Source organism: Streptomyces sp. NBC_00094, assembly GCF_026343125.1.
In the GTDB taxonomy this organism is placed as follows: Bacteria; Actinomycetota; Actinomycetes; order Streptomycetales; family Streptomycetaceae; genus Streptomyces.
The window spans coordinates 1,500,340-1,520,567 of record NZ_JAPEMB010000001.1; the positions used below are offsets into that span (position 1 = coordinate 1,500,340).

17 protein-coding genes are annotated in these 20,228 nt (G+C 72.6%); 7 read left to right on the top strand and 10 right to left on the bottom strand.

Annotated features, from left to right (window positions below; genetic code table 11):
• The first annotated feature begins 1 nt into the window (after position 1).
• The gene (locus OG580_RS06395; RefSeq protein ID WP_267042656.1) at positions 2-724 is read left to right on the top strand and encodes a TetR/AcrR family transcriptional regulator; all 723 of its coding nucleotides are present in this window, start codon (positions 2-4) and stop codon (positions 722-724) included.
• Between the two features lie 118 nt (positions 725-842).
• Positions 843-2,471, top strand: coding sequence for an amidohydrolase (locus tag OG580_RS06400; RefSeq protein ID WP_267042657.1), 1,629 nt, complete (start codon positions 843-845; stop codon positions 2,469-2,471).
• Positions 2,472-2,638: 167 nt separating this feature from the next.
• Here the strand turns inward: OG580_RS06400 and OG580_RS06405 are convergent, their stop codons facing one another.
• Positions 2,639-3,670, bottom strand: coding sequence for a LysR substrate-binding domain-containing protein (locus OG580_RS06405; protein WP_267042658.1), 1,032 nt, complete (start codon positions 3,668-3,670; stop codon positions 2,639-2,641).
• An 82-nt stretch (positions 3,671-3,752) separates the two neighbouring features.
• Here OG580_RS06405 and OG580_RS06410 point away from each other — a divergent pair, with 82 nt between their 5' ends.
• Entirely contained in the window at positions 3,753-4,934 is a 1,182-nt protein-coding gene (locus OG580_RS06410; RefSeq protein WP_267042659.1) for a TDT family transporter, read from the top strand.
• Here the strand turns inward: OG580_RS06410 and OG580_RS06415 are convergent.
• From OG580_RS06415 to OG580_RS06430, 4 genes are all read right to left on the bottom strand, one after another.
• Positions 4,861-5,595, bottom strand: coding sequence for a helical backbone metal receptor (locus OG580_RS06415; RefSeq protein ID WP_267047917.1), 735 nt, complete (start codon positions 5,593-5,595; stop codon positions 4,861-4,863). The genes OG580_RS06410 and OG580_RS06415 overlap by 74 nt on opposite strands.
• Before the next feature lie 17 nt (positions 5,596-5,612).
• Complete coding sequence (locus OG580_RS06420; protein ID WP_267042660.1) at positions 5,613-6,164, bottom strand: helix-turn-helix domain-containing protein; 552 nt, start codon at positions 6,162-6,164, stop codon at positions 5,613-5,615.
• 154 nt (positions 6,165-6,318) lie between these two features.
• Entirely contained in the window at positions 6,319-8,127 is a 1,809-nt protein-coding gene (locus OG580_RS06425; protein WP_267042661.1) for an ABC transporter permease/substrate binding protein, read from the bottom strand.
• Positions 8,120-9,241 carry a glycine betaine/L-proline ABC transporter ATP-binding protein gene (locus tag OG580_RS06430; RefSeq protein WP_267042662.1) on the bottom strand — a complete coding sequence of 374 codons (1,122 nt, stop codon included), beginning with the start codon at positions 9,239-9,241 and terminating at the stop codon, positions 8,120-8,122. Before OG580_RS06430 ends, OG580_RS06425 begins: the two co-directional genes overlap by 8 nt.
• Before the next feature lie 423 nt (positions 9,242-9,664).
• On the opposite strand from OG580_RS06430, the gene OG580_RS06435 reads away from it, so the two are divergent.
• Both OG580_RS06435 and OG580_RS06440 read left to right on the top strand, forming a co-directional pair.
• The gene (locus tag OG580_RS06435; protein WP_267047918.1) at positions 9,665-10,570 is read left to right on the top strand and encodes a 5'-3' exonuclease; all 906 of its coding nucleotides are present in this window, start codon (positions 9,665-9,667) and stop codon (positions 10,568-10,570) included.
• Positions 10,571-10,643: 73 nt separating this feature from the next.
• A complete protein-coding gene (locus OG580_RS06440; RefSeq protein WP_267042663.1) occupies positions 10,644-11,480 on the top strand; it encodes a siderophore-interacting protein in 837 nt (278 codons plus the stop codon).
• Between the two features lie 64 nt (positions 11,481-11,544).
• On the opposite strand, the gene OG580_RS06445 is transcribed toward OG580_RS06440, so the two are convergent.
• On the bottom strand, positions 11,545-12,177 hold the full coding sequence (locus OG580_RS06445; protein ID WP_267042664.1) for a MerR family transcriptional regulator: 633 nt from the start codon (positions 12,175-12,177) through the stop codon (positions 11,545-11,547).
• 184 nt (positions 12,178-12,361) lie between these two features.
• On the opposite strand from OG580_RS06445, the gene OG580_RS06450 reads away from it, so the two are divergent.
• Positions 12,362-13,264, top strand: a complete 903-nt coding sequence (locus OG580_RS06450) for a hypothetical protein (protein ID WP_267047919.1) — start codon at positions 12,362-12,364, stop codon at positions 13,262-13,264.
• Entirely contained in the window at positions 13,261-13,698 is a 438-nt protein-coding gene (locus OG580_RS06455) for an abscisic acid-deficient protein Aba4 family protein (protein ID WP_267042665.1), read from the top strand. Before OG580_RS06450 ends, OG580_RS06455 begins: the two co-directional genes overlap by 4 nt.
• A 114-nt stretch (positions 13,699-13,812) precedes the next feature.
• On the opposite strand, the gene OG580_RS06460 is transcribed toward OG580_RS06455, so the two are convergent.
• From OG580_RS06460 to tatC, 4 genes are all read right to left on the bottom strand, one after another.
• Positions 13,813-14,613 carry a methyltransferase domain-containing protein gene (locus OG580_RS06460; RefSeq protein WP_267042666.1) on the bottom strand — a complete coding sequence of 267 codons (801 nt, stop codon included), beginning with the start codon at positions 14,611-14,613 and terminating at the stop codon, positions 13,813-13,815.
• 43 nt (positions 14,614-14,656) lie between these two features.
• A complete protein-coding gene (locus OG580_RS06465; protein ID WP_267042667.1) occupies positions 14,657-16,051 on the bottom strand; it encodes a cytochrome P450 in 1,395 nt (464 codons plus the stop codon).
• Positions 16,052-16,245: 194 nt separating this feature from the next.
• A complete protein-coding gene (locus OG580_RS06470) occupies positions 16,246-19,071 on the bottom strand; it encodes an RNA helicase (RefSeq protein ID WP_267042668.1) in 2,826 nt (941 codons plus the stop codon).
• Between the two features lie 237 nt (positions 19,072-19,308).
• Positions 19,309-20,217, bottom strand: a complete 909-nt coding sequence (gene tatC / locus OG580_RS06475; protein WP_267047920.1) for a twin-arginine translocase subunit TatC — start codon at positions 20,215-20,217, stop codon at positions 19,309-19,311.
• Positions 20,218-20,228: the final 11 nt, after the last annotated feature.

The window sequence follows — 20,228 nt, forward strand, 5'->3', positions numbered from 1 at the left end:
TATGTCGTCAAGCGTCCAGCGCAAGCGAGTTCGGAAGTCCCCGGAAGCCCGGCGGGCGGAGATCGTGGAGACCGCGGCCCGCGTCGCCCTGACCGAGGGCCTGGAGTGCGTCACCCTGCGGCGGATCGCCGAGGAGCTCGCCGTACGGCCCGGTCTGATCAGCCACTACTTCCCCTCGGCGGAGGATCTGGTGGCCGAGGCCTTCAGCGTCGCCTCCACCGGCGAGCTCGACGCCCTGCTGCCGGCGGACCGGCCGCACGGCACCCCCACCCAGCACCTCGCGCGCTACTTCGCCCTCTCGGCGGGGGACGCCTACGACGACATCAGCCGCCTCTGGATCAACGCCCGGCACCTCAGCCGCTACCGGCCCGTCCTGCGTGACCGGGTCGCCGAGCAGGAACTCGCCTCCGACAACCGGCTCGAAGGACTCATCCGCGAGGGCGTGGAGCGCGGGGAGTTCCGTACGGACGATCCGCGGGCGGCGGCCATCCAGATCCTGGTGGTGCTCGACGGCCTGGGCGCCCACGCCAACACGGACCGGAGCAACCGGCCGGAGGCCGTGACCCGGATGGCCGTCACCACGGCGGAACGGGAGCTCGGCCTGGCCCACGGCACCCTGACCGAGGCGGCGCCGCTCGCCGAACCGGCGAGGCCTGTCGAGCCCGCTGAGCCCGTCCTACCCGACGCGCCCGACGCCCCCGACGCTCCGACCGCTCCCCACTGACGACCGCCTCCTCACCGGCACCCACCGACACCACCAGCACCACCGACACCCCACGGCCACCCGCGACCGCACCCCACCACCCATACGACCACCCCCGTCCCCTCCCTGGAGCCCACCCGTGCGCACCCGACTCGTCCTCCTCTCCGCCCGGCTGCTCGACCCCGGCACGGGGGCGTTCCTGCCGCAGACCGCGCTCGCCGTCTCCGACGACGGCCGGATCTCCGCCCTGGGTGACAACGGCGAGATCCGCGCCCTCGCCGGCCCCGCCACCACCGTCGTCGACCTGAAGGGCGCCGTCGTCACCCCCGGTCTCGTCGACGGCCATGTCCACCCGGTCACCGGCGCCGAGCTGACCGGCGGCCTCGACCTGTCCGGCTGCGCCGGCCTCGACGACGTACGGGAGGCGCTCGCCCGTGCGGTGCGGTCGCTCGCCCGCGGGGAGTGGCTGTTCGGCTGGGGCCTCGACCCGAACGTCTTCGGCGACCGCCCCGTCGGGACCGCCCCCTTCGACGCCGTACTGGAGGGCGTGCCGGCCTTCCTGCTGCTCTTCGACGCCCATTCGGCGCTGGCCAGCCGCCGGGCGCTCGCCCTCGCCGGGGTCGACGGGCCGCGTACCTTCGCCCAGGCATCCGCCGAGGTCGTCTGCGACGCGGAGGGCCGCCCGACCGGCCTCCTCCAGGAGGACGCGGCCTGCGCGCTCGTCGAGCGGGTCGCCCCGCAGCCGACGCACGAGGAGCGCCGGGAGGGGCTCGCGGCCGCCCTGCGGTCCATGGCGGCGGCCGGTCTCACCGGCGGCCACGTCATGGACGCCAACGGCGAGAGCCTCTCGCTGTACGGGGAGCTCGACGCCGCCGGCGAGCTGCCGCTGCGGCTCCGCGTCGCGCCCTGGTGCCAGCCCGGCATCGACGCGGACGGGGTCCGGGCCCTGATCGAGCAGCAGGCCACCGGCGGGGAGCTGTGGCGGGTCGCGGGCGTGAAGCTCTTCATGGACGGGACCATCGACAACGGCACCGCGTGGCTGGAGCGGCCCGACCACCACGGCCAGTCCACGCACGCGTTCTGGCCGGACCCCGCCGCGTACACCCGTATCGTCGGCGAACTGCACCGGGCGGGTGTGGCCACCGCGACGCACGCGATCGGAGACGCGGCCGTACGGCACGTCCTCGACTCCGTCGAGCAGGCGCAGGCCGCCGACGCGGTCCGGGTACGGCACCGGGTGGAGCACATCGAGACGGTGCCGGACGACACCCTGCGCCGCTTCGCGAAGCTCGGCGTCGTCGCGTCCATGCAGCCCACCCACTGCTGCGACTTCACCCGCGCCGACCACACCGACAACTGGTCGCGCCGCCTCGGCGAGGAGCGCGCCTCGCGGGCGTGGCGCTGCCGCGACCTGGCGGACTCGGGGGCGACCGTGGTCCTCGGCTCCGACTGGCCCATCGCGCCGTTCCCGCCGCTCGGCGTGATGGCCGGGGCCCGGCACCGCCGCCCCAGCCGCGACCTCGGCCAGGCGCCGCACGGCCCCGAGCAGGCGCTGACGGCGTGGGAGGCGCTGCGGGGCATGACGACGGGACCGGCGTACGCGGCGGGCGAGGAGCAGGTGTCGGGCCGGCTCGTCGTCGGTCACCGCGCGGACCTCGCGGTCTTCGCGGAGGATCCGGTCGCCACGGCGGCGACCGAGCTTCCGGACCTGCCGGTCCTGCTCACGGTCCTGGACGGCCGGATCACCCACCGGGCGGCGGGCGTCTGACGCTCCCGGGGATCCGTCAGCCCGTTCGTCAGCCCGCGGGCCCGTCGCCCGTCCCCCAGCCCGTCGGCCGCTGGGCCCGCACCCCAGCCCGTCGGCCGCTGGGCCCGCACCTCAGCCCGTCGGCCGCTGGGCCCGCACCTCAGCCCGTCGGCCCCTCGGTCCGCACCTCAGCCCGTCGGCCGCGCCTGTGTCAGGGAAAGAAGGTCGCGGGCCGGGCCCGTGGGGCGGTGTCCCGCGGGCCAGACCGCGCGCAGGTCGCGGCGGAGCAGGACGCCCGCGACCGGGATGGCGACCAGGCGGCGGGAGCCCAGCTCCTCCATGATGGCGAGTTCGCTGAGGACGGCCGGGCCCGCCCCGCTGACGGCGGCGGCCTTCACGGCCGTCGTGGAGGCGAGTTCGAGGAGCGGCTCGGCGAGACCGCCGTGGCCGGCGAGCGCGGCGTCCAGGACCTGCCGGGTGCCGGAGCCGCGCTCCCGCAGGACCAGCGGTGTCGCGGCCAGCTCCGCCGGGTCGAGGGCGCCGCGGCGGCGTGCCCAGGGATGCGACGGCGCGGCGACGACCGCGAGCCGGTCGTGGGCGACGACGACGCCGTCGAGACCGTCCGGCACGGCGAGCCCCTCCACGAAGCCGACGTCGGCCTCGCCGCTGAAGAGCCGTTGCGCGACCGCCGCGGAGTTCCCGGCCTGGAGCGACACCGCCGTGTCCGGGCGCTGGGCGCGGAGCGCGATCAGCCAGCCCGGCAGCAGGTACTCGGCGATCGTCATGGACGCGGCGACCCGCAGACGCGAGTCACGCCGCCCGCGCAGGGCCTGCGCCCCCGCGTCGAAGGCCTCCGCCGCCTCGACGATCCGGCGTGCCCAGTCGGTGACGAGCGCCCCCGCGTCGGTGAGCCGTGAGCCGCGCGGTGAGCGGTCGACGAGCGCCACCCCGAGCTGCCGCTCCATCGAACGGATCCGGCTGCTCGCGGCGGGCTGGGTGATCCCGACCTCGCGTGCGGCCGCGCCGAGGCTGCCGTGCCGGGCGACGGCGAGGAGCAGTTCGAGCGCGCCGAGGTCCGGGACCCGGTGGGAGAGGTGCGGCTTCGGTTCGCCGCCCTGAGAGCCGGCCGACCCCTGGGAACCAGCCGATCCCTGGGAACCAGCCGACCCCTGGGAGCCGGCTGATCCCTGCGGCCCCGCTTCCCCCTGCTGCCCAGCCATCCCACTGCTCATAAAGCCAGCTTATGACGTCATAGCCACAAGATCCCTGGTGGGGGCGGAGAGGGAGAGCGACGGTGGAGCCATGGCAAGCCTCGCAACACCCCGCTCGGCCCCCCGTCCGGTCCCCCGCGCCACCACCCCCGGCGCGCGCCCGGCCTCCCCGGCCCGTTCCGTCCGTCACCTCGGACCCAACTGGTACGCCTCCGTCATGGGGACGGCCATCGTCGCCAACGCGGGCGCGGCCCTCCCGGTGGACGTCCCCGGTCTCCGTACGCTCTGCGCGGCCGTCTGGGCGCTGTCGCTCGCGATGCTGCTGGTCCTCGTCTCCGCCCGCGCGCTGCACTGGGCGCACCACCGTGACCAGGCCCGCGCCCATCTCCTGGACCCCGCGATGGCCCCGTTCTACGGCTGTCTCTCGATGGCGCTGCTCGCGGTGGGCGGCGGCGCGATGATCGTGGGACAGGACTGGATCGGGCTCCCCGCGGCCGTGGCGCTCGACACGGTCCTCTTCACGGCCGGCACGCTGATAGGCCTGGCGGCCGCGGTCGCCGTCCCGTACCTCATGGTGGTGCACCACCGGATCGAGAGCGCGTCCCCGGTCTGGCTGCTGCCGGTCGTCGCCCCCATGGTCTCCGCCGCGCTCGGCCCCCTGCTCGTGCCTCACCTGCCCGCCGGGCAGGCCCAGGAGACGCTGCTGATCGCCTGCTACGCGATGTTCGGCATCAGCCTGCTCGCCACCCTGGTGATGCTGCCGCTGGTCTTCGGCCGGCTCGTCACCGGCGGTCCGCTGCCCCTCGCGCTGACCCCCACGCTCTTCCTGGTCCTCGGCCCCCTGGGCCAGTCGACGACCGCCGCGAACAAGTTCGCCGACGTGGCGCCGGGCGTGCTGCCCGCCCCGTACGCGCACGGCTTCGCCGCCTTCGCCGTGCTCTACGGGGTGCCCGTGATGGGCTTCGCTCTCCTGTGGCTGGCGCTCGCCGGCGCGATGGTGCTGCGGGCACGGCGGCGGGGCATGGGCTTCGCGATGACCTTCTGGGCGTTCACGTTCCCGGTCGGGACCTGTGTGACCGGTGCGGAGGGGCTCGCCCAGCACACCGGTCTGGCCGCCTTCCGCTGGCTGGCCGTCATGTTGTACGTGTTCCTCGTGGCGGCCTGGCTGGTGGCCGGGTTCCACACCGTGCGCGGGCTGCTCAGCGGCGCGCTGCTCGCAGGGCCCGGGACAGCGCCTTCGGGGCCTCGGCCAGTGACGGCCCGTACCAGGTGAGCAGGCGCCCGTCGACGAGCGCCGCGGCGGTCCCGGGGAAGGCCTCGGGGCCGTCGTCCGGCGTGAAGCGGTAGGGCTCGTCGGGCAGGACGACGAGGTCGGGTGCGGTGGCGCGGAGTTCGTCGAGCGGGATACGGGGGTAGCGCTCGGGATGACCTTCGTACAGATTGCGGACGCCGAGGCGGGCGAGCAGGTCACCGGCGAAGGTGTCCCTGCCGAGGACCATCCACGGACGGCGCCAGATCGGCACGAGGGCGGCGAGCGGTCGGCCGTCCGGCCTGGGCTCCAGCGGTGTCACGCCCGCCCAGGCGGCCTCGGCCTCCTCGAGCCAGCGCGGCCGTCGGGGCGCGCCGCAGGCGGCGAGGACCCGCTCCAGCTCGCGCAGGCCCTGGTCGAGGGTGCGGATCTCGGTGACGAGGACGTCGAGCCCGGCGGCCCGCAGGGCGGCGAGGTCGGGGGCGCGGTTCTCCTCCTCGTTGGCGAGGACGAGGTCGGGCCGGAGCGCGGTGATCGCGGCGACGTCGGGGTTCTTGGTGCCGCCGACGCGGGCGACGTCGAGGTCGGCGGGGTGGCTGCACCACTCCGTCGCGCCGACGAGGACGCCGGGTGCGGAGACGGCGACCGCCTCCGTCAGGGACGGGACGAGGGAGACGACCCGCATCTCACGGGAGGCGGCCCTCACTCCTCCTCGACCTCGACGTGGTCCGCGACGGCGACGACGACGAGGCGGGTGCCGGGCTCGGTGGCGCGCCAGCGGTGCCGTACGCCCCCGGAGAGGTAGAGCGTGTCGCCGCGGCCCAGCCGGTGGGCACGGCCCTCGGCCTCGACCTCGGCGGCGCCGTCGGCCACGTACAGCAACTCGTCGTTCCGGTGCTGGAATTCGCGGCCCGCGTCCTGTTCGCCGGTGAACTCCAGGGCGTGCAGTTGGTGGCGTGCCCGGACGAGGCGCCGGACGCCCGGGGGCAGCTCCGGGGAGTGCTCCTCGGCCCGTACGACATCGACGGTCCTGGCGGCCTCGGCGGCTGCGAGGAGTTCACCGGCGGTGGTCTCCAGGGCTCCGGCGACGAGCTCGAGGGAGCGGCGGCTCGGCCGCGCGCGCTCGTTCTCGATCTGGCTGAGGAAGGGCACGGAGAGACCGCTGCGGGAGGCGACGACGGCCAGCGTGAGCTGGAGCGATCGGCGGCGCCTCTTGACGGCCGCGCCCACGCGGGGTGATTCCTTCTCGTCCATGTCGGCTCCCTCCCTCGTGCCTCGTACCGGTCGGTTACCTGCACCTTACGCAGCTTTGGCTCCGGGTTTCGCGTCGTGACGAAAAGGGGTGGCCGCCGAATACACTCGGCGACCACCCCTTTCCGGACAGGGACGGATCCCGGCCCTCCGGGCCCTACTGCGGGGCGAGCTTCTCCGCCAGGCCGGGGTTGTGGTCCAGCCAGTCGCGGACGGCCTGCTGCTCCTTGCCCTTGCCGGTCTCCTGGATGGCGGCTTCGAGGTCCGTGAGCTGCTTCTCGGTCAGCTCGAAGTTCCTCAGCCAGGCGCCGACCTCGGGGTTCTCGGCGGCGAAGCCCTTGCGGGCGAGGGTGTGGACGCCGTCGCCCTTGCCCCAGGTGCCCTTGGGGTCGGCGAGCTTCTTCAGGTCGTGGGCGGAGTAGGCCCAGTGCGGCGACCAGAGGGTGACGACGACGGGCTCCTTGCGCTCGTACGCGCGCTTCAGCTCGGCCAGCATGCCGGGGGTGGAGCCGTCGACGACCTCGTACTCGCCCTCAAGGCCGTACTCCTTGAGCACCTTGTCCTTGAGGATGCCCATCATTCCGGCGCTCGGCTCGATGCCGACGATGCGGCCCTTGAACTGTCCCGCCTTCCCCTTGAGGTCGGCGAGCGAGTCGACGCCCTTGACGTACGAGGGGACGGCGAGCTCCAGGGAGGTGGGGCCGTACCAGGAGCCGAGGTCTTCGAGCTTGTTCCCGTACTTCTCCCAGTACTGGGCGTGGGTGACGGGGAGCCAGGCGTCGGTCTGGAAGTCGAGCTGCCCGCCGGCCAGACCGGTGTAGAGGGCGCCGGCCTCCAGCTGCTTGGTGTCGACCTCGTAGCCGCGTCGCTCCAGGAGCTCCTTCCAGAGGTACGTGGAGGCGATGCCCTCGTCCCAGGGGATGTAGCCGATGCTGATCTTCTTGCCGTGGCCGCTGTTCGGGCCGGCGGCGGTGGTGGAGGTCGCGCCGCCGGAGCCGAGGTAGCCCGTACCGCCGGCGACGAGGGCCAGGACGACGACGCCGACGAGAGCGGTGACGGGCTGCGGGCGGTGGGCCCAGAGCTTCGCGCCGGGCCGCTTGGCGCTCGCGGCGCGCGCCTTGGCGGCGGCGCGGCGGCCCAGCGGGGAGACCTGGCGGCCGAGCGCACCGGTCATCCGGTCCAGGTACATGGCGAGGACGACGATGGAGACGCCGGCCTCGAAGCCGAGGCCGATGTCGACGTTGCCGATGGCGCGGTAGACCGCGCCGCCGAGGCCGCCGCCGCCGACCATGCCCGCGATGACGACCATGGACAGGCCGAGCATGATGACCTGGTTGACGCCCGCCATGATCGTCGGCAGGGCGAGCGGGAGCTGCACGCGAAGCAGGGTGTCGCGCGGGGTGGTGCCGAAGGCCTCGGCGGCCTCGACGAGTTCGCCGTCGACCTGGCGGATGCCGAGCTCGGTCATCCGGACGCCCGGGGGCAGGGCGAAGACGATGGTGGCGATGATGCCGGGGACGACGCCGACGCCGAAGAAGATGATGCCGGGGATGAGGTAGACCATCGCCGGCATGGTCTGCATGAAGTCGAGGACGGGCCGCAGGACGGCGCTGACCGTCGCGGAGCGGGCCGCCCAGATGCCCAGCGGGACGGCGATCACCAGCGTCACGAGGGTGGCGACGAGGACGAGGGAGAGCGTCGCCATGGCCTCGTCCCACAGCTGGACCGAGTCGACGAGCGCGAAGCCGGCGAAGGCGAGGACACCGGCGGCGAGGCCGCGCAGCCACCAGGCGACGACGGCGAGGATGCCGGCGAAGAGCAGCGGCTGGGGTGCGGAGAGGACTGCGTCGATGCCGTCGTAGAGGCCGGTGACACCGGTGCTGACGGCGTCGAAGAGCCAGGAGAACTGCGCCTGGAGCCAGTCGACGGAGCTGTCGACCCACTCGCCGAGGGGGAGCCTAGGCACGGGCGGTCACCTCCTGGACGCCCGTCGGGACATCCTTCCGGACGCCCGTCCGGACATCCTTCTGGACGCCCGTCTGGACGTCCTTCGCTGCGAGTCCGCCCAGGACGCCGAGGAGGCGTTCCGTGGGGACGACTCCGAGGACCGTGCCGTCGGAGTCCTCGACGGTCACGGGGTGCGGGGCCAGGGCGGCGACGGCGCACAGGTCGGCGACGAGAGTGTCGGGCCCGACCGGCCGACAGGCGCAGTCGGCGGGGCAGTCGGCCGGGAGGGCGCCCTCGGTCATGACGGCGGCGGCGGTGAGCACCCGGGAGCGGTCGACGTCCTGGATGAAGGAGGCGACGTAGTCGTCGGCGGGGCGCACGAGGATGTCCTCGGCGGTACCGAGCTGGACGATCCGGCCGTCGCGCATGACGGCGATCCGGTCGCCGATGCGCATGGCCTCGTTGAGGTCGTGGGTGATGAAGACGATGGTCTTCTTCAGCCGCTGCTGCAGGACGAGGAGCTGGTCCTGCATGTCGCGGCGGATGAGCGGGTCGAGCGCGCTGAAGGACTCGTCCATGAGGAGCAGGTCGGCGTCGGTGGCGAGGGCGCGGGCCAGGCCGACGCGCTGCTGCATGCCACCGGAGAGCTCGTCGGGCCAGGACTTCTCCCAGCCGGCGAGGCCGCAGAGCCCGAGGGCCTCGGTGGCGCGGGACTCGCGCTCGGCGCGCGGGACGCCCTGGACCTCCAGGCCGTAGCCGGCGTTCTCCAGGACGTTGCGGTGCGGGAACAGTGCGAAGTGCTGGAAGACCATGCTGATCTTGGTGGACCGCACGGTGCGCAGCTCGCGGGGGGAGAGCGCGGTGAGGTCGCGGCCGTCGAAGAGGACCCGTCCCGCAGTGGGTTCGAGCAGGCCGTTCAGCATCCGGAGGAGGGTGGACTTCCCGGAGCCGGACAGGCCCATCACGACGAAGATCTGACCGGGTTCGACGACGAAGCCGGCGTCGACGACGGCGGCCGTCGTCCCTTCGGCCCGCAGTTCCTCGCGGTCGGCGCCGTCGGCGAGGCGCCGGACGGCTTCGTCGGGTCGTCTGCCGAAGACCTTGTACAGATGGTCGGCCTGGAGCCTGGACACATACACCTCACGGGTAGCGACGAGAACGGCCCCGCCACCCCCGCGCGGCCGGGCCGTGGAGCGGTGCGGGATCGGCCCGCGGCCCGTCGCGTACGGGAATTCCGTTGTTGAATTCCGTACCGGGTTCCGCTCCGGGCTCGCGCCTGCCCGGCTTCACAGGGTGCAAACGCAAAGGTGACGGGGGTCACGCGAGGGTGCGGCATGGGGACTCGGGAACGTTCGCCTCCGGGCCCGGCGAGTGAGCCGAAGGGGCGCGCCGGGGGAACGGCCCCGAGCGCGCGGAGGCCCCGACGAAGGAGGGGCCGAGCACGATCGGGGCCGTGAGCCCGGCTGGAGCGCCCCGGAGGCGAACCGAGCCTTAAAAAGGGGGAGCGCCCCGGAGGCGAACCGAGCCCTAAAATCGAGCGGGTGACGCGACGCCTGATGCTCCTCGACACCGCCAGCCTCTACTTCCGCGCGTACTTCGGCGTGCCGGACTCGGTCCGGGCCCCCGACGGCACCCCCGTCAACGCCGTCCGCGGACTCCTCGACTTCATCACCCGGCTCGTCCAGGACCACCACCCGGACGACCTGGTGGCCTGCTGGGACGAGGACTGGCGGCCGCAGTGGCGGGTCGACCTGATCCCCTCGTACAAGGCGCACCGGGTGGCGGTCGAGACGGAGACCGGCCCGGACGAGGAGGAGATCCCGGACACGCTCTCCCCGCAGGTGCCGGTGATCGAGGAGGTCCTGGCGGCGCTCGGCATCGCCCGGATCGGCTCCGCGGGGTACGAGGCGGACGACGTGATCGGGACGCTGGCGGGCCGCGCCGAGGGGCCGGTGGACATCGTCACGGGCGACCGGGACCTGTTCCAGCTGGTGGACGACGCGCGCGGGGTACGCGTGCTGTACCCGCGCAAGGGCGTCGGCGACTGCGACCTGGTGGACGCGGAGCTGATCCGTACGAAGTACGGGGTGCGCCCCGACCAGTACGCGGACTTCGCGGCGCTGCGCGGGGACGCGAGCGACGGGCTGCCCGGGGTGAAGGGCATCGGGGAGAAGACGGCCGCGCAGCTGATCACGGAGTACGGGGACCTGGCGGGCGTACGGGCGGCGGCCGAGGACCGGACGTCGAAGCTGACGCCCGCCAAGCGGCGCGGCATCGTGGAGGCGGCCGCCTACCTGGACGTGGCGCCGACGGTGGTGCGGGTCGCCGGGGACGTACCGCTGCCCGCGTTCGACCCGGCCCTGCCGTCGGAGCCCCGCGACCCGGCGGCGCTGGACGCGCTGGTGAAGCGCTGGGGTCTGGGCGGGGCGGTGGGGCGGCTGCTTCCGGTACTCGAACGCTGATCCACTCTGGGCGGTGCAGCGCCAGGGTGCTAGCTTAGGCATACCTAAGTTCGTCGAGTCAGGAGAGCCCCTCGTGGCAGAGCAGCCGGCCCGCAAGGCACCGAAGGCCACCGAAGCGCGTGTGGTGCGCACCGAGCGGATCACCCCGCACATGGTGCGGGTCGTCCTGGGAGGCCCCGGGCTCGACGCCTTCGAGGTCGGCGAGTACACCGACCACTACGTGAAGCTGCTCTTCGCCCCCGAGGGGGTGGCCTACCCGGAGCCGTTCGACATGGATCGGATCCGGGAGGAGTTTCCCCGCGAGCAGTGGCCGACGACGCGGACGTACACGGTACGGGCCTGGGATCCGGTCCACCGCGAGCTGACCGTCGACTTCGTCGTCCACGGCGACGAGGGCCTCGCGGGCCCGTGGGCGGCGCGGGCCCAGGCGGGCGACACGATGCGCTTCCTCGGCCCGGGCGGCGGGTACGCGCCGGACACGGCGGCCGACTGGCATCTGCTCGCGGGCGACGAGAGCGCGCTGCCGGCGATCGCGGTGGCGCTGGAGCGGCTGCCCGCGGGGTCGCGGGTGCACGCCTTCATCGAGGTGGCGGACTCCTCGGAGGAGCAGAAGTTCGCGACGGCGGCGGGGGTGGACGTCACCTGGCTGCACCGCGGCGACCGCCCGGCGGGCGAGGCCGTCGTCGCGGCCGTGCGGGAGCTGGACTTCCCGGCCGGTGACGTCCACGCCTTCGTCCACGGCGAGGCGGGCTTCGTGAAGGACCTCCGCCGGCACCTGCGGATGGAGCGCGGGGTGGCACGCGAGCGGCTGTCGATCTCGGGGTACTGGCGTCTGGGGAAGACGGACGAGGCGTGGCGCGCGATCAAGCGCGAGTGGAACGACCAGGTGGAGCGCGAGCAGGAGAACTGACGCGCGGACCACCGGAGAGGGGGGGGGGGCTGATGCCCCCACCCCCCTCTCGCTTTCTCCGGGTTCAGGTCGCGCGGCCGAAGATCCGGTCCGAGGCGTCCACCTGCGCGAGCCGGCGCATCGCCGCGAAGATCGCGTCGCCGATGACCGTGCCGACGACCGCGCTCTCCACGAGTTCCTCGCGCGCCACGTGGTGCGCGACGTACTCCACGTCCGCCTGCGCCACCCGCTCCGCCGCGTCCGCGTACGCGCCCAGGACCTCGCGGAAGTCGCCGTGGCCGACGCCTTCGAGGGCCGCGAGGGCCGTCGCCAGCGCCTCCCCCGCCGGGTTCTCCGGATAGGCGTGCCAGCCGCGCTCGGCGACCAGCTCCGCGACCTTCTTCCGCGCCTCCTCGATCCCGGCGCCGGGCTCGTGGTCGAAGCGCGGGAGCATCCGGCTCGCCACGACGCCCAGCACCTTGTGCACCGGCCGCTCGGGCTCGTCGACCGCCACGAGCACGTCGCGGATGCCCGCGACCGACAGGCCGCCCACGTCGAGGAGCGCCCGGATCAGGCGCAGCCGCCTGACGTGCGTCTCCCCGTACGAGGCCTGGTTCGGGCTCGTCAGCTCCCCGGCCGGCAGCAGCCCCTCCCGTACATAGAACTTGATCGTCGGTACGGACACCCCGGTCCTGCGACTCAACTCTCCGATGCGCACCGCGCGTTCACCTTCCCGGTCTTTCAACGGCCTTGCCGACCGACATCCCCATCATAGATAGTGGAGCTATCAGATAGCGGCGAGTGCCACTATCCATACTTTCCACGGGGGGATCCGTATGTCTTCACCCGCGTTGAGGCCACTCGCCCGGCTGCACCGGCCGCTGGTCTGGTTCGCCGCCTCGATGGTCGCGCTCGCGCTCGTCTCCGCCGTCGGTCTGGTCGTCGACGACCGGGTCCTGGTGGGCGCGCCGATCTGGACCAAGCCGTTCAAGTTCTCGGTCTCGCTGATCGCCTACACGCTCTCACTCGCCTGGATGCTCTCCCTGCTCGCCCCGCCCTCCCGCGCCCACCGCGTCGGCTGGTGGGCCGGAACCGTGGTCGCCGTCGCCTTGCTGGCCGAGATGGTGCTCATCACCCTCCAGGTGGTCCGCGGCACCCAGAGCCACTTCAACCACGCGACTCCCTTCGACAACGCGGTCTTCCAGATCATGGGAGCCAGCATCGCCGTCCTGTGGCTGAGCGCCCTGGTCATCGCGGTGCTCCTGCTGCGCGCCCGGATCCTCGACCGCGCCACCGCCTGGGCCGTCCGCCTCTCCTCACTCATCGCCCTCGCGGGCGCCGCCGTGGGCTTCCTGATGGTGCGTCCGACCCCGGAGCAGCTGGCTGTCGACGAACCTCCGATCACCGGCTCCCACAGCGTCGGGGTCCCGGACGGCGGCCCCTCGATGCCGCTGACCGGCTGGTCGACCACCGGCGGCGACCTGCGCATACCGCACTTCTTCGGCATGCACGCGCTCCAGCTGCTCCCGCTGCTGCTGCTCGTCCTGGCCGCGCTCGCCCCGCGCTTCGCCCGCCTCGCCGACGAGCGGGTCCGTCTGCGCCTCACGCTCACGGCCTCGGGGGCGTACGCGGCGACCTTCGTCCTGCTGACCTGGCAGGCCCTGCGCGGCCAGGCCCTGTTCTCACCGGACGGCCTGACGCTCGCCGCAGCGGGCGCGATCGTGCTGCTCGGCGGCGCGGCGACAGCCCTGTCCCTCCGCGCCCCCTCCCCCGCTCCCACCCTCAACGAGAAGGTCTCGGCATGACCGGCTTCCTCTTCGAGCTGACGTTCCTCCTCGCGGCACCCGTCTGGCTCCTCATGGTCTTCGCGCCGGCGTGGCACGTCACCGAACGGATCGCCGCCTCACCCCTGACCGTCCTGCCGCTCCTGGCGCTGTGGGCCGTCCTGGCCGCCCCTGTCCTCCCGGAACTGTGGACGGCGGTGAGCAGCCCCGACCTCGACACCTTCCGAGAGCTGGCGACGCTCCCGAACGGTGCCGCGGCGATCTGGGCCCAGATCATCGCCTGGGACCTGCTGCTCGGCCAGTGGATCTACCGCGAGGGCCGCCGCCTCGCCCTCTCCCCCTTCCTGATGGCCCCCCTCCTCCTCCTGACGATCCTTCTCTCCCCCCTGGCCCTACCGCTCTTCCTCGCGCTACGAGCCACGAGGACCCGCAACACGGCCCCACGACCCGCCTGAACCCACGGGGGCCGAGCAGGCTCGCCGCATGCGTGGCGCCGGGCCTCTTCGACCGGTTCCCACAGGGGGCGACGGCCGACCCGAAGGACCCCGGTCTACCGCTCGGCGGCGTGCTCAGGCGGTGTGCTTTCGGGCCGTCAGTTGGAAGAGGCGGGCGGTGTGCGGGTAGGGGTGGCGGGCTGTCGTGGCGAGTTCCAGGCGCTCCAAGTCGTCGTAGTACGCCTGGTCGTACTTGCGGGCGTCGTCGGTGATGTAGTCGCAGAAGTTGCGGATGCCGTAGTGCCGTACGTCCTGGCATCCGAGGTCCTGGAGGACCGGGATGACCTCCTCCGCCGTGTGCAGGGTCAGCTCCGCGTCGAACATCGCGCTTCGGAGCCGGTCGTCGTCGAGTGCGGCCAGTGCCGCCGCCGGATCCATCTGCCGGACGGTGATGTTCAGGGGCGCCGAGTGCCGGTTGATCGCCATCACGGAGATCAGCCCTCCGGGCCTGAGCGGGGCGACCGCCCTCGCCAGGGTGGCGGCCATGTCGTCCACGTAGGCGAGGAGGTTGTGGCACAGCACCACGTCGAACCGACCCGTGGTGAGGTCGGCCGGCAGCGCGGCCACATCGGCCTGAACGCATGTCACCCGCTCCGTCAGGCCGCCCGCGGCGGCGCGGGCCTCCGCGGCGGCGAGCATGGCCGGTGCGTAGTCGACGATGGTGACGTGGTGCCCACGGGCGGCGAGGCGCATCGCGTCGCCGCCGTCGCCGCCCGCGAGGTCGAGGATCCGCAGGGGCCGTCCGCCGTCCTGGTCTCCCAGGTGACGCGTCAGGTTCGCCTCGGCGACCGTGAAGCGGAGGCGGCCCCAGGGGGCCTCCTGCCACTCCCGCCAGCCGGCCATCGCGGTGTCGAACTTCTCAGGGTCTTCAGGCATTCGGTGACCTTAGCCGCCCGCGACACCCGGACCTGTCGGAGCGTCACCCCCGGGCGCGGACCGTCGCGAGGACCTCCCGGTCCGGCTGCAGGGTGAGGCTCGGGACCGGGCGGATGTCGTCGGTGACGAGGTCCAGGTCGTAGCGGCGGGCGAGGACCGCGAGGACGAGGACTGCTTCCACCAGGGCGAACCGGGTGCCGAGGCAGACGCGGGGGCCGCCGCCGAAGGGGAACCAGGCGTACTCGGGTATCTGCTCGGCGGGCTCGCCGTCCTCGGTGGTGAGCCAGCGCTCCGGGCGGAAGGCCTCCGCGTCCCCGTACCACCTCGGGTCGCGCTGGGTGGCCCACTGGCTGGACCAGACGCGGGTGCCGGCGGGCACCGCCGTGCCTCCGAGGGTGGCGCCCTCCTTGGCGATGCCGGTGATGAGCCAGATCGTCGGGTAGAGACGGAGGGTCTCCTTGACGACGGCCTGGGTGTAGGTGAGGGAGGCGTAGTCGTCGTAGCCGGGCTCGTGGTCGGCGAGGACCCGGTCGAGCTCCTCCGTGAGGGCGTCACGGACCCGCGGGTTGCGGGAGAGCAGGTGCCAGGCCCAGACGAGGGTCGAACTGGTCGTCTCGTGACCGCCGATGTAGAGGGTGACGGTCTCGTCGCGGATCTCCTGGTCGGAGAGGCGGGCGCCGGTCTCGTCACGGGCGGCGAGGAGCCGGCTGAGAAGGTCCGGCCGCTCGGTGTCGCCCTCGCGGTGGCGGGAGACGACGCGGGAGACCTCGGCGTCGATGACGGCGGTGGCCCGCTTGATGCGAGCCCGCCCCCGAGTCGGGACCCAGTCGGGCAGGAGGGCTCCGATGCCGCTGAACTCGGCGCCGATCTCCTGCTGAGCGATGTCCATGGCGCGGCCGATGGCCTCGGCATCGGCGGCGGTGTCGACGCCGAAGATGGTGCGGACGGCGACGAGTTGGGTGAGGGCCGCCATCTCCTTCTTGATGTCGATCCGCTGCCCGTCGGCCCACCGGTCGGCGAGGTCGACGGCGCACTCGGTCATGGTCGCCGCGTAGGAGCGGACCTGCTTGGGGCGGACGGACGGCTGGACGAGGGAGCGCTTGCGTCGCCAGTCGGCACCCTTGGCGACGACGACCCCGTTGCCGAGGAGGGTACGGAAGGCGATGCCGAGATCGGGCTGGTCGAAGGTGCGCTCGACCTCGGTGAGGAGTTCACCGATGGTGTCGGGGTGGGCGATGAAGAGGGCGGGGCCACGGCCGAAGCGCCAGCGGACGAAGTCACCGCGCTCCCGGAGCTGTTCGAAGAAGGCGAGGGGGTCCTTGCCGAAGGCGGGAAGGTTCCCGAGGAGCGGTACTCCTCGGGGGCCTTCGACGATGCCCGGTGTCGGCCGCGCCGTCTCTCCGCGTGCCCCGGCGTCCGGACCGGCTTGCGTGGTCATGTACGTCCCCTCCCCAACTGGCCTTCCCCGTGTGCGAGTCCATGCAAGCGGAAGTGTCCGCCCACGCGCCAGCCCTGTGGACAACGGCCTGTGGACAACGCCCCTGTGCTACGCCTCGCGGGGCGGGGAACGCCGAGTGCCCGTGGCGTGATCACCACGGGCACTCGGCCGGAAAGGAACCTCCTGGGAAGCCGTCAGCCCACCGAGCTGTAGGCGACGACACCCCGCAGCAGCGAGTCGACGGCCTTGCGGGCGTTCTTGGAGACCGTGCTGTTCTCCCTGGGCGCCGCGGCCGCGATCTGTCCGAGGACGTCGATGACCTGCTTGCACCAGCGGACGAAGTCACCGGCCGGCATCTCCGCCTCGCGGAGCACCTCGTCGAGACTCTTGTCGGAGGCCCACTGGTAGGCGGCCCAGGCGAAGCCGAGGTCCGGCTCGCGCTGCCCGACCCCCTCCGCCTGGTTGATCTTGAACTCCTCTTCGAGAGCGTCGAGACGCCCCCAGATCCGGACCATCTCGCCGAGCGCCGCCTTGGCGTTGCCCGTGGGCAGCTTCGGCGCGACGGCGTCGTCCGCCTGGCGCGATTCGAACACCAACGCCGAGACACATGCCGCGAGTTCCGGCGGGGTGAGCCCCTCCCAGACACCGTCGCGGAGGCACTCGCTCGCCAGCAGGTCGAGCTCGCCGTAGAGCCGGGCGAGCCGCTTGCCGTTGTCGGTGACCTCGTTGCCGCGCAGGTAGTCGAGCTCGGTGAGGAGCGCGACGATCCGGTCGAAGGTGCGGGCGATGGTGTTGGTGCGGCCCTCGATGCGCCGCTCCAACTGATGGGTGTCGCGCTGGAGCCGGTGGTAGCGCTCGGCCCAGCGGGCGTGGTCCTCGCGCTCGTCACAGCCGTGGCACGGGTGGGCACGGAGCTCGGTCCGCAGCCGGGCGATCTCCCGGTCGTCCGCGGCGGCCGCGCGCTGCTTGTGGTGTCGCTCGGGGTTGACGTGCCCGGCCTTGGACCGCAGCGCCGACGCGAGGTCCCTGCGGGACTGCGGCGAGCGGGGGTTGAAGGTCTTGGGGATCCGCATCCGGTCGAGCGCCTCGACGGGGACCGGGAAGTCGATGGAGGCGAGCCTCTTGACCTGCCGCTCGGCGGTGAGGACGAGGGGCCGCGGTCCGTCGTGCTGCTCGAAGCCGCGGTGGCCGTTGGTCCGCCCCGCGGGAATGCCCGGGTCGAGGACGAGGGCGAGGCCCGCGAACTTGCCGGTGGGGACGTGGATGATGTCGCCCGGCTTCAGCTTCTCCAGCGAGCCGGCGGCCTGGGCGCGCCGCTGGGCGGCACCCTGCCGGGCCAGGTCGGTCTCGCGGTCCTTGAGGTCGCGGCGGAGCCGCGCGTACTCCTCGAAGTCTCCGAGGTGGCAGGTCATGCCCTCGCGGTAGCCCTCCAGGCCCTCCTCGTTCTTCTGGACCTGGCGCGAGATGCCCACGACGGAGCGGTCGGCCTGGAACTGGGCGAAGGACGTCTCGAGGAGCTCGCGGGAGCGGTGCCGGCCGAACTGGTCGACGAGGTTGACCGCCATGTTGTACGAGGGCCGGAAGCTGGAGCGCAGCGGGTACGTCCGCGTGCCCGCGAGTCCGGCGAGGTGGCCCGGGTCGAGGCCGCGCTGCCAGAGGACCACGGCGTGGCCTTCGACGTCGATGCCACGGCGGCCGGCGCGGCCGGTGAGCTGCGTGTACTCGCCGGGGGTGATGTCGGCGTGCTGTTCGCCGTTCCACTTGACGAGCTTTTCCAGGACGACGGAGCGCGCGGGCATGTTGATGCCGAGGGCGAGCGTCTCGGTGGCGAAGACGGCCTTCACGAGGCCGCGGACGAAGAGCTCCTCGACGACCTCCTTGAAGGTGGGGAGCATGCCGGCGTGGTGGGCGGCGATGCCCCGCTCCAGTGCTTCGAGCCACTCGTAGTAGCCGAGGACGTGGAGGTCCTCGGTGGGGATGGAGGCGGTGCGCTCCTCGACGATCTCGCGGACGCGCAGACGTCCCTCGTCGTTGTTGAGCCGGAGTCCGGCGTGGAGGCACTGCTGGACGGCGGCCTCGCAGCCGGCGCGGCTGAAGATGAAGGTGATGGCGGGCAGGAGCCCTTCGGCGTCGAGGCGCTCGATGACCTCGGGCCGGCCGGGGGTCCAGATGCGGGAGCGCTGGCGGCGCTCGCGCTCGCGGTCCGCCTCGCGGATCATCTTGCCGCGTCGCCGGTCACGCGGGTTGTACGTGGTGTTCTCGGTGCGGGCGAGGCGGACGAGGTCGGGGTTGACCTCGCGGCGGGCGGAGCCGCGGCCTCCGTGGTCGGTCTCCTCCTCGAAGAGGTCGTACATCCGACGCCCGGCGAGCACGTGCTGCCAGAGCGGTACGGGGCGGCTCTCGGAGACGATGACCTGGGTGTCGCCGCGGACGGTGTCGAGCCAGTCGCCGAACTCCTCGGCGTTGGAGACGGTCGCGGAGAGCGACACGAGCGTGACGGATTCGGGGAGGTGGATGATCACTTCCTCCCAGACGGCGCCACGGAAGCGGTCGGAGAGGTAGTGGACCTCGTCCATGACGACGTATCCGAGGCCGGAGAGCGCCTGGGAGCCCGCGTACAGCATGTTGCGGAGGACTTCGGTGGTCATGACGACGACCGGCGCGTCACCGTTCACGCTGTTGTCGCCGGTGAGCAGGCCGACCTTGTCGGCGCCGTAGCGCTTGACGAGATCGGCGTACTTCTGGTTCGACAGCGCCTTGATGGGGGTCGTGTAGAAGCACTTGCGGCCCTGGCCGAGGGCGAGGTGGACGGCGAACTCGCCGACGATGGTCTTGCCGGAGCCCGTGGGCGCGGCGACGAGCACGCCCTTGCCCGCTTCGAGGGCCTTGCAGGCCTCGATCTGGAAGGGGTCGAGACCGAACTCGTACATCTCGCGGAAGGGGGCCAGCGCGGTGGCCCGCTCGGCGTTTCGGGCGCGGGCGGCTGCGTACGCTTCGGCTGGTGTGAGGTCCTCTGTCATCTTGTCGTCGAGCCTACCCGCCACCTGTGACAGTGACGCGGCCTTTATCGGGGCAATGGTTCCGGGGGTACGGGAGGCACCAGGACGCCCGGCACGTAGGGCCCTCACTCCACCGTGAGGCGACGGCGGAGGCGACAGCGACGGTGACAGTGACGGTGACGCCGACGGCATGAGGGTGCCCCCGGCGCCGACGGCATGAGGGTCCCCCCGGACGAAGCCCGGGGGGACCCTGCGAGATCAGGTGATGTCGTCGTAGCCGTTCAGCCGGTGCGCTGCGGCTCCGCCGTTCTCCCCGGATCCGGTGGCCTGCTCGGGCAGGGCGCGGGCGCTGCCGACGGACTCGACGGCGCCGACGGTCTCGGGCGTCAGGTCGAGCTCGGAGGCCTCGTCGTCGTCGAGCGCGGCGTCGGGGTTGTTGCGATTGCGTCGCCGGTCGTTGAGGAGCGAGAAGCCGACGGCCCCGAAGTACAGGACCGTGATGGGTCCGGCGAGGGCGATCATGCCGATCGGGTCGGTGGTGGGGGTGATGACGGCGCCGAAGACGAAGACGCCCATGATCACGCCGCGCCACCAGCCGGCCATGCGGCGACCGGTGAGGACACCGGTGAGGTTGAGCATCACCAGGACGAGCGGCAGCTCGAAGGCGAGACCGAAGACGAGCACCATGCGCAGGGTGAAGTCGAGGACGTCGCCGAGCGAGAGGATGTTCGCGGAGCCGCTGGGCGTGAGGCTGATGAGGACCTTCACGCTGATGGGGAGGATCAGGTACGCGAGGTAGGCGCCGGCGGAGAACAGCGGCACGGCCGCACCGACGAACGCGTACGTGTACTTCTTCTCGCTCTTGTGGAGTCCGGGCGCGACGAACGCCCACAGCTGGTACAGCCAGACCGGACTCGCGACGACGAGGCCCACCGTCAGGGACAGCTGGATCGTCGTGCTGAACGGGGCCATCAGCGTGTTGAAGGAGACGATCGCGCAGTTGCCGCCGTCACTGGTGACGCCCGGTGCGCAGGTGGGCACCGATTGCGTCAGGAACTGCATGAGCTCCTCGCTGTACACGAGGGCCACGATCGTCACCGCGGCGACGGCGAGGAGACCCTTCGCCAGTCGGTTGCGGAGTTCACGCAGGTGCTCCACGAGGGGCATCCTGCCCTCGG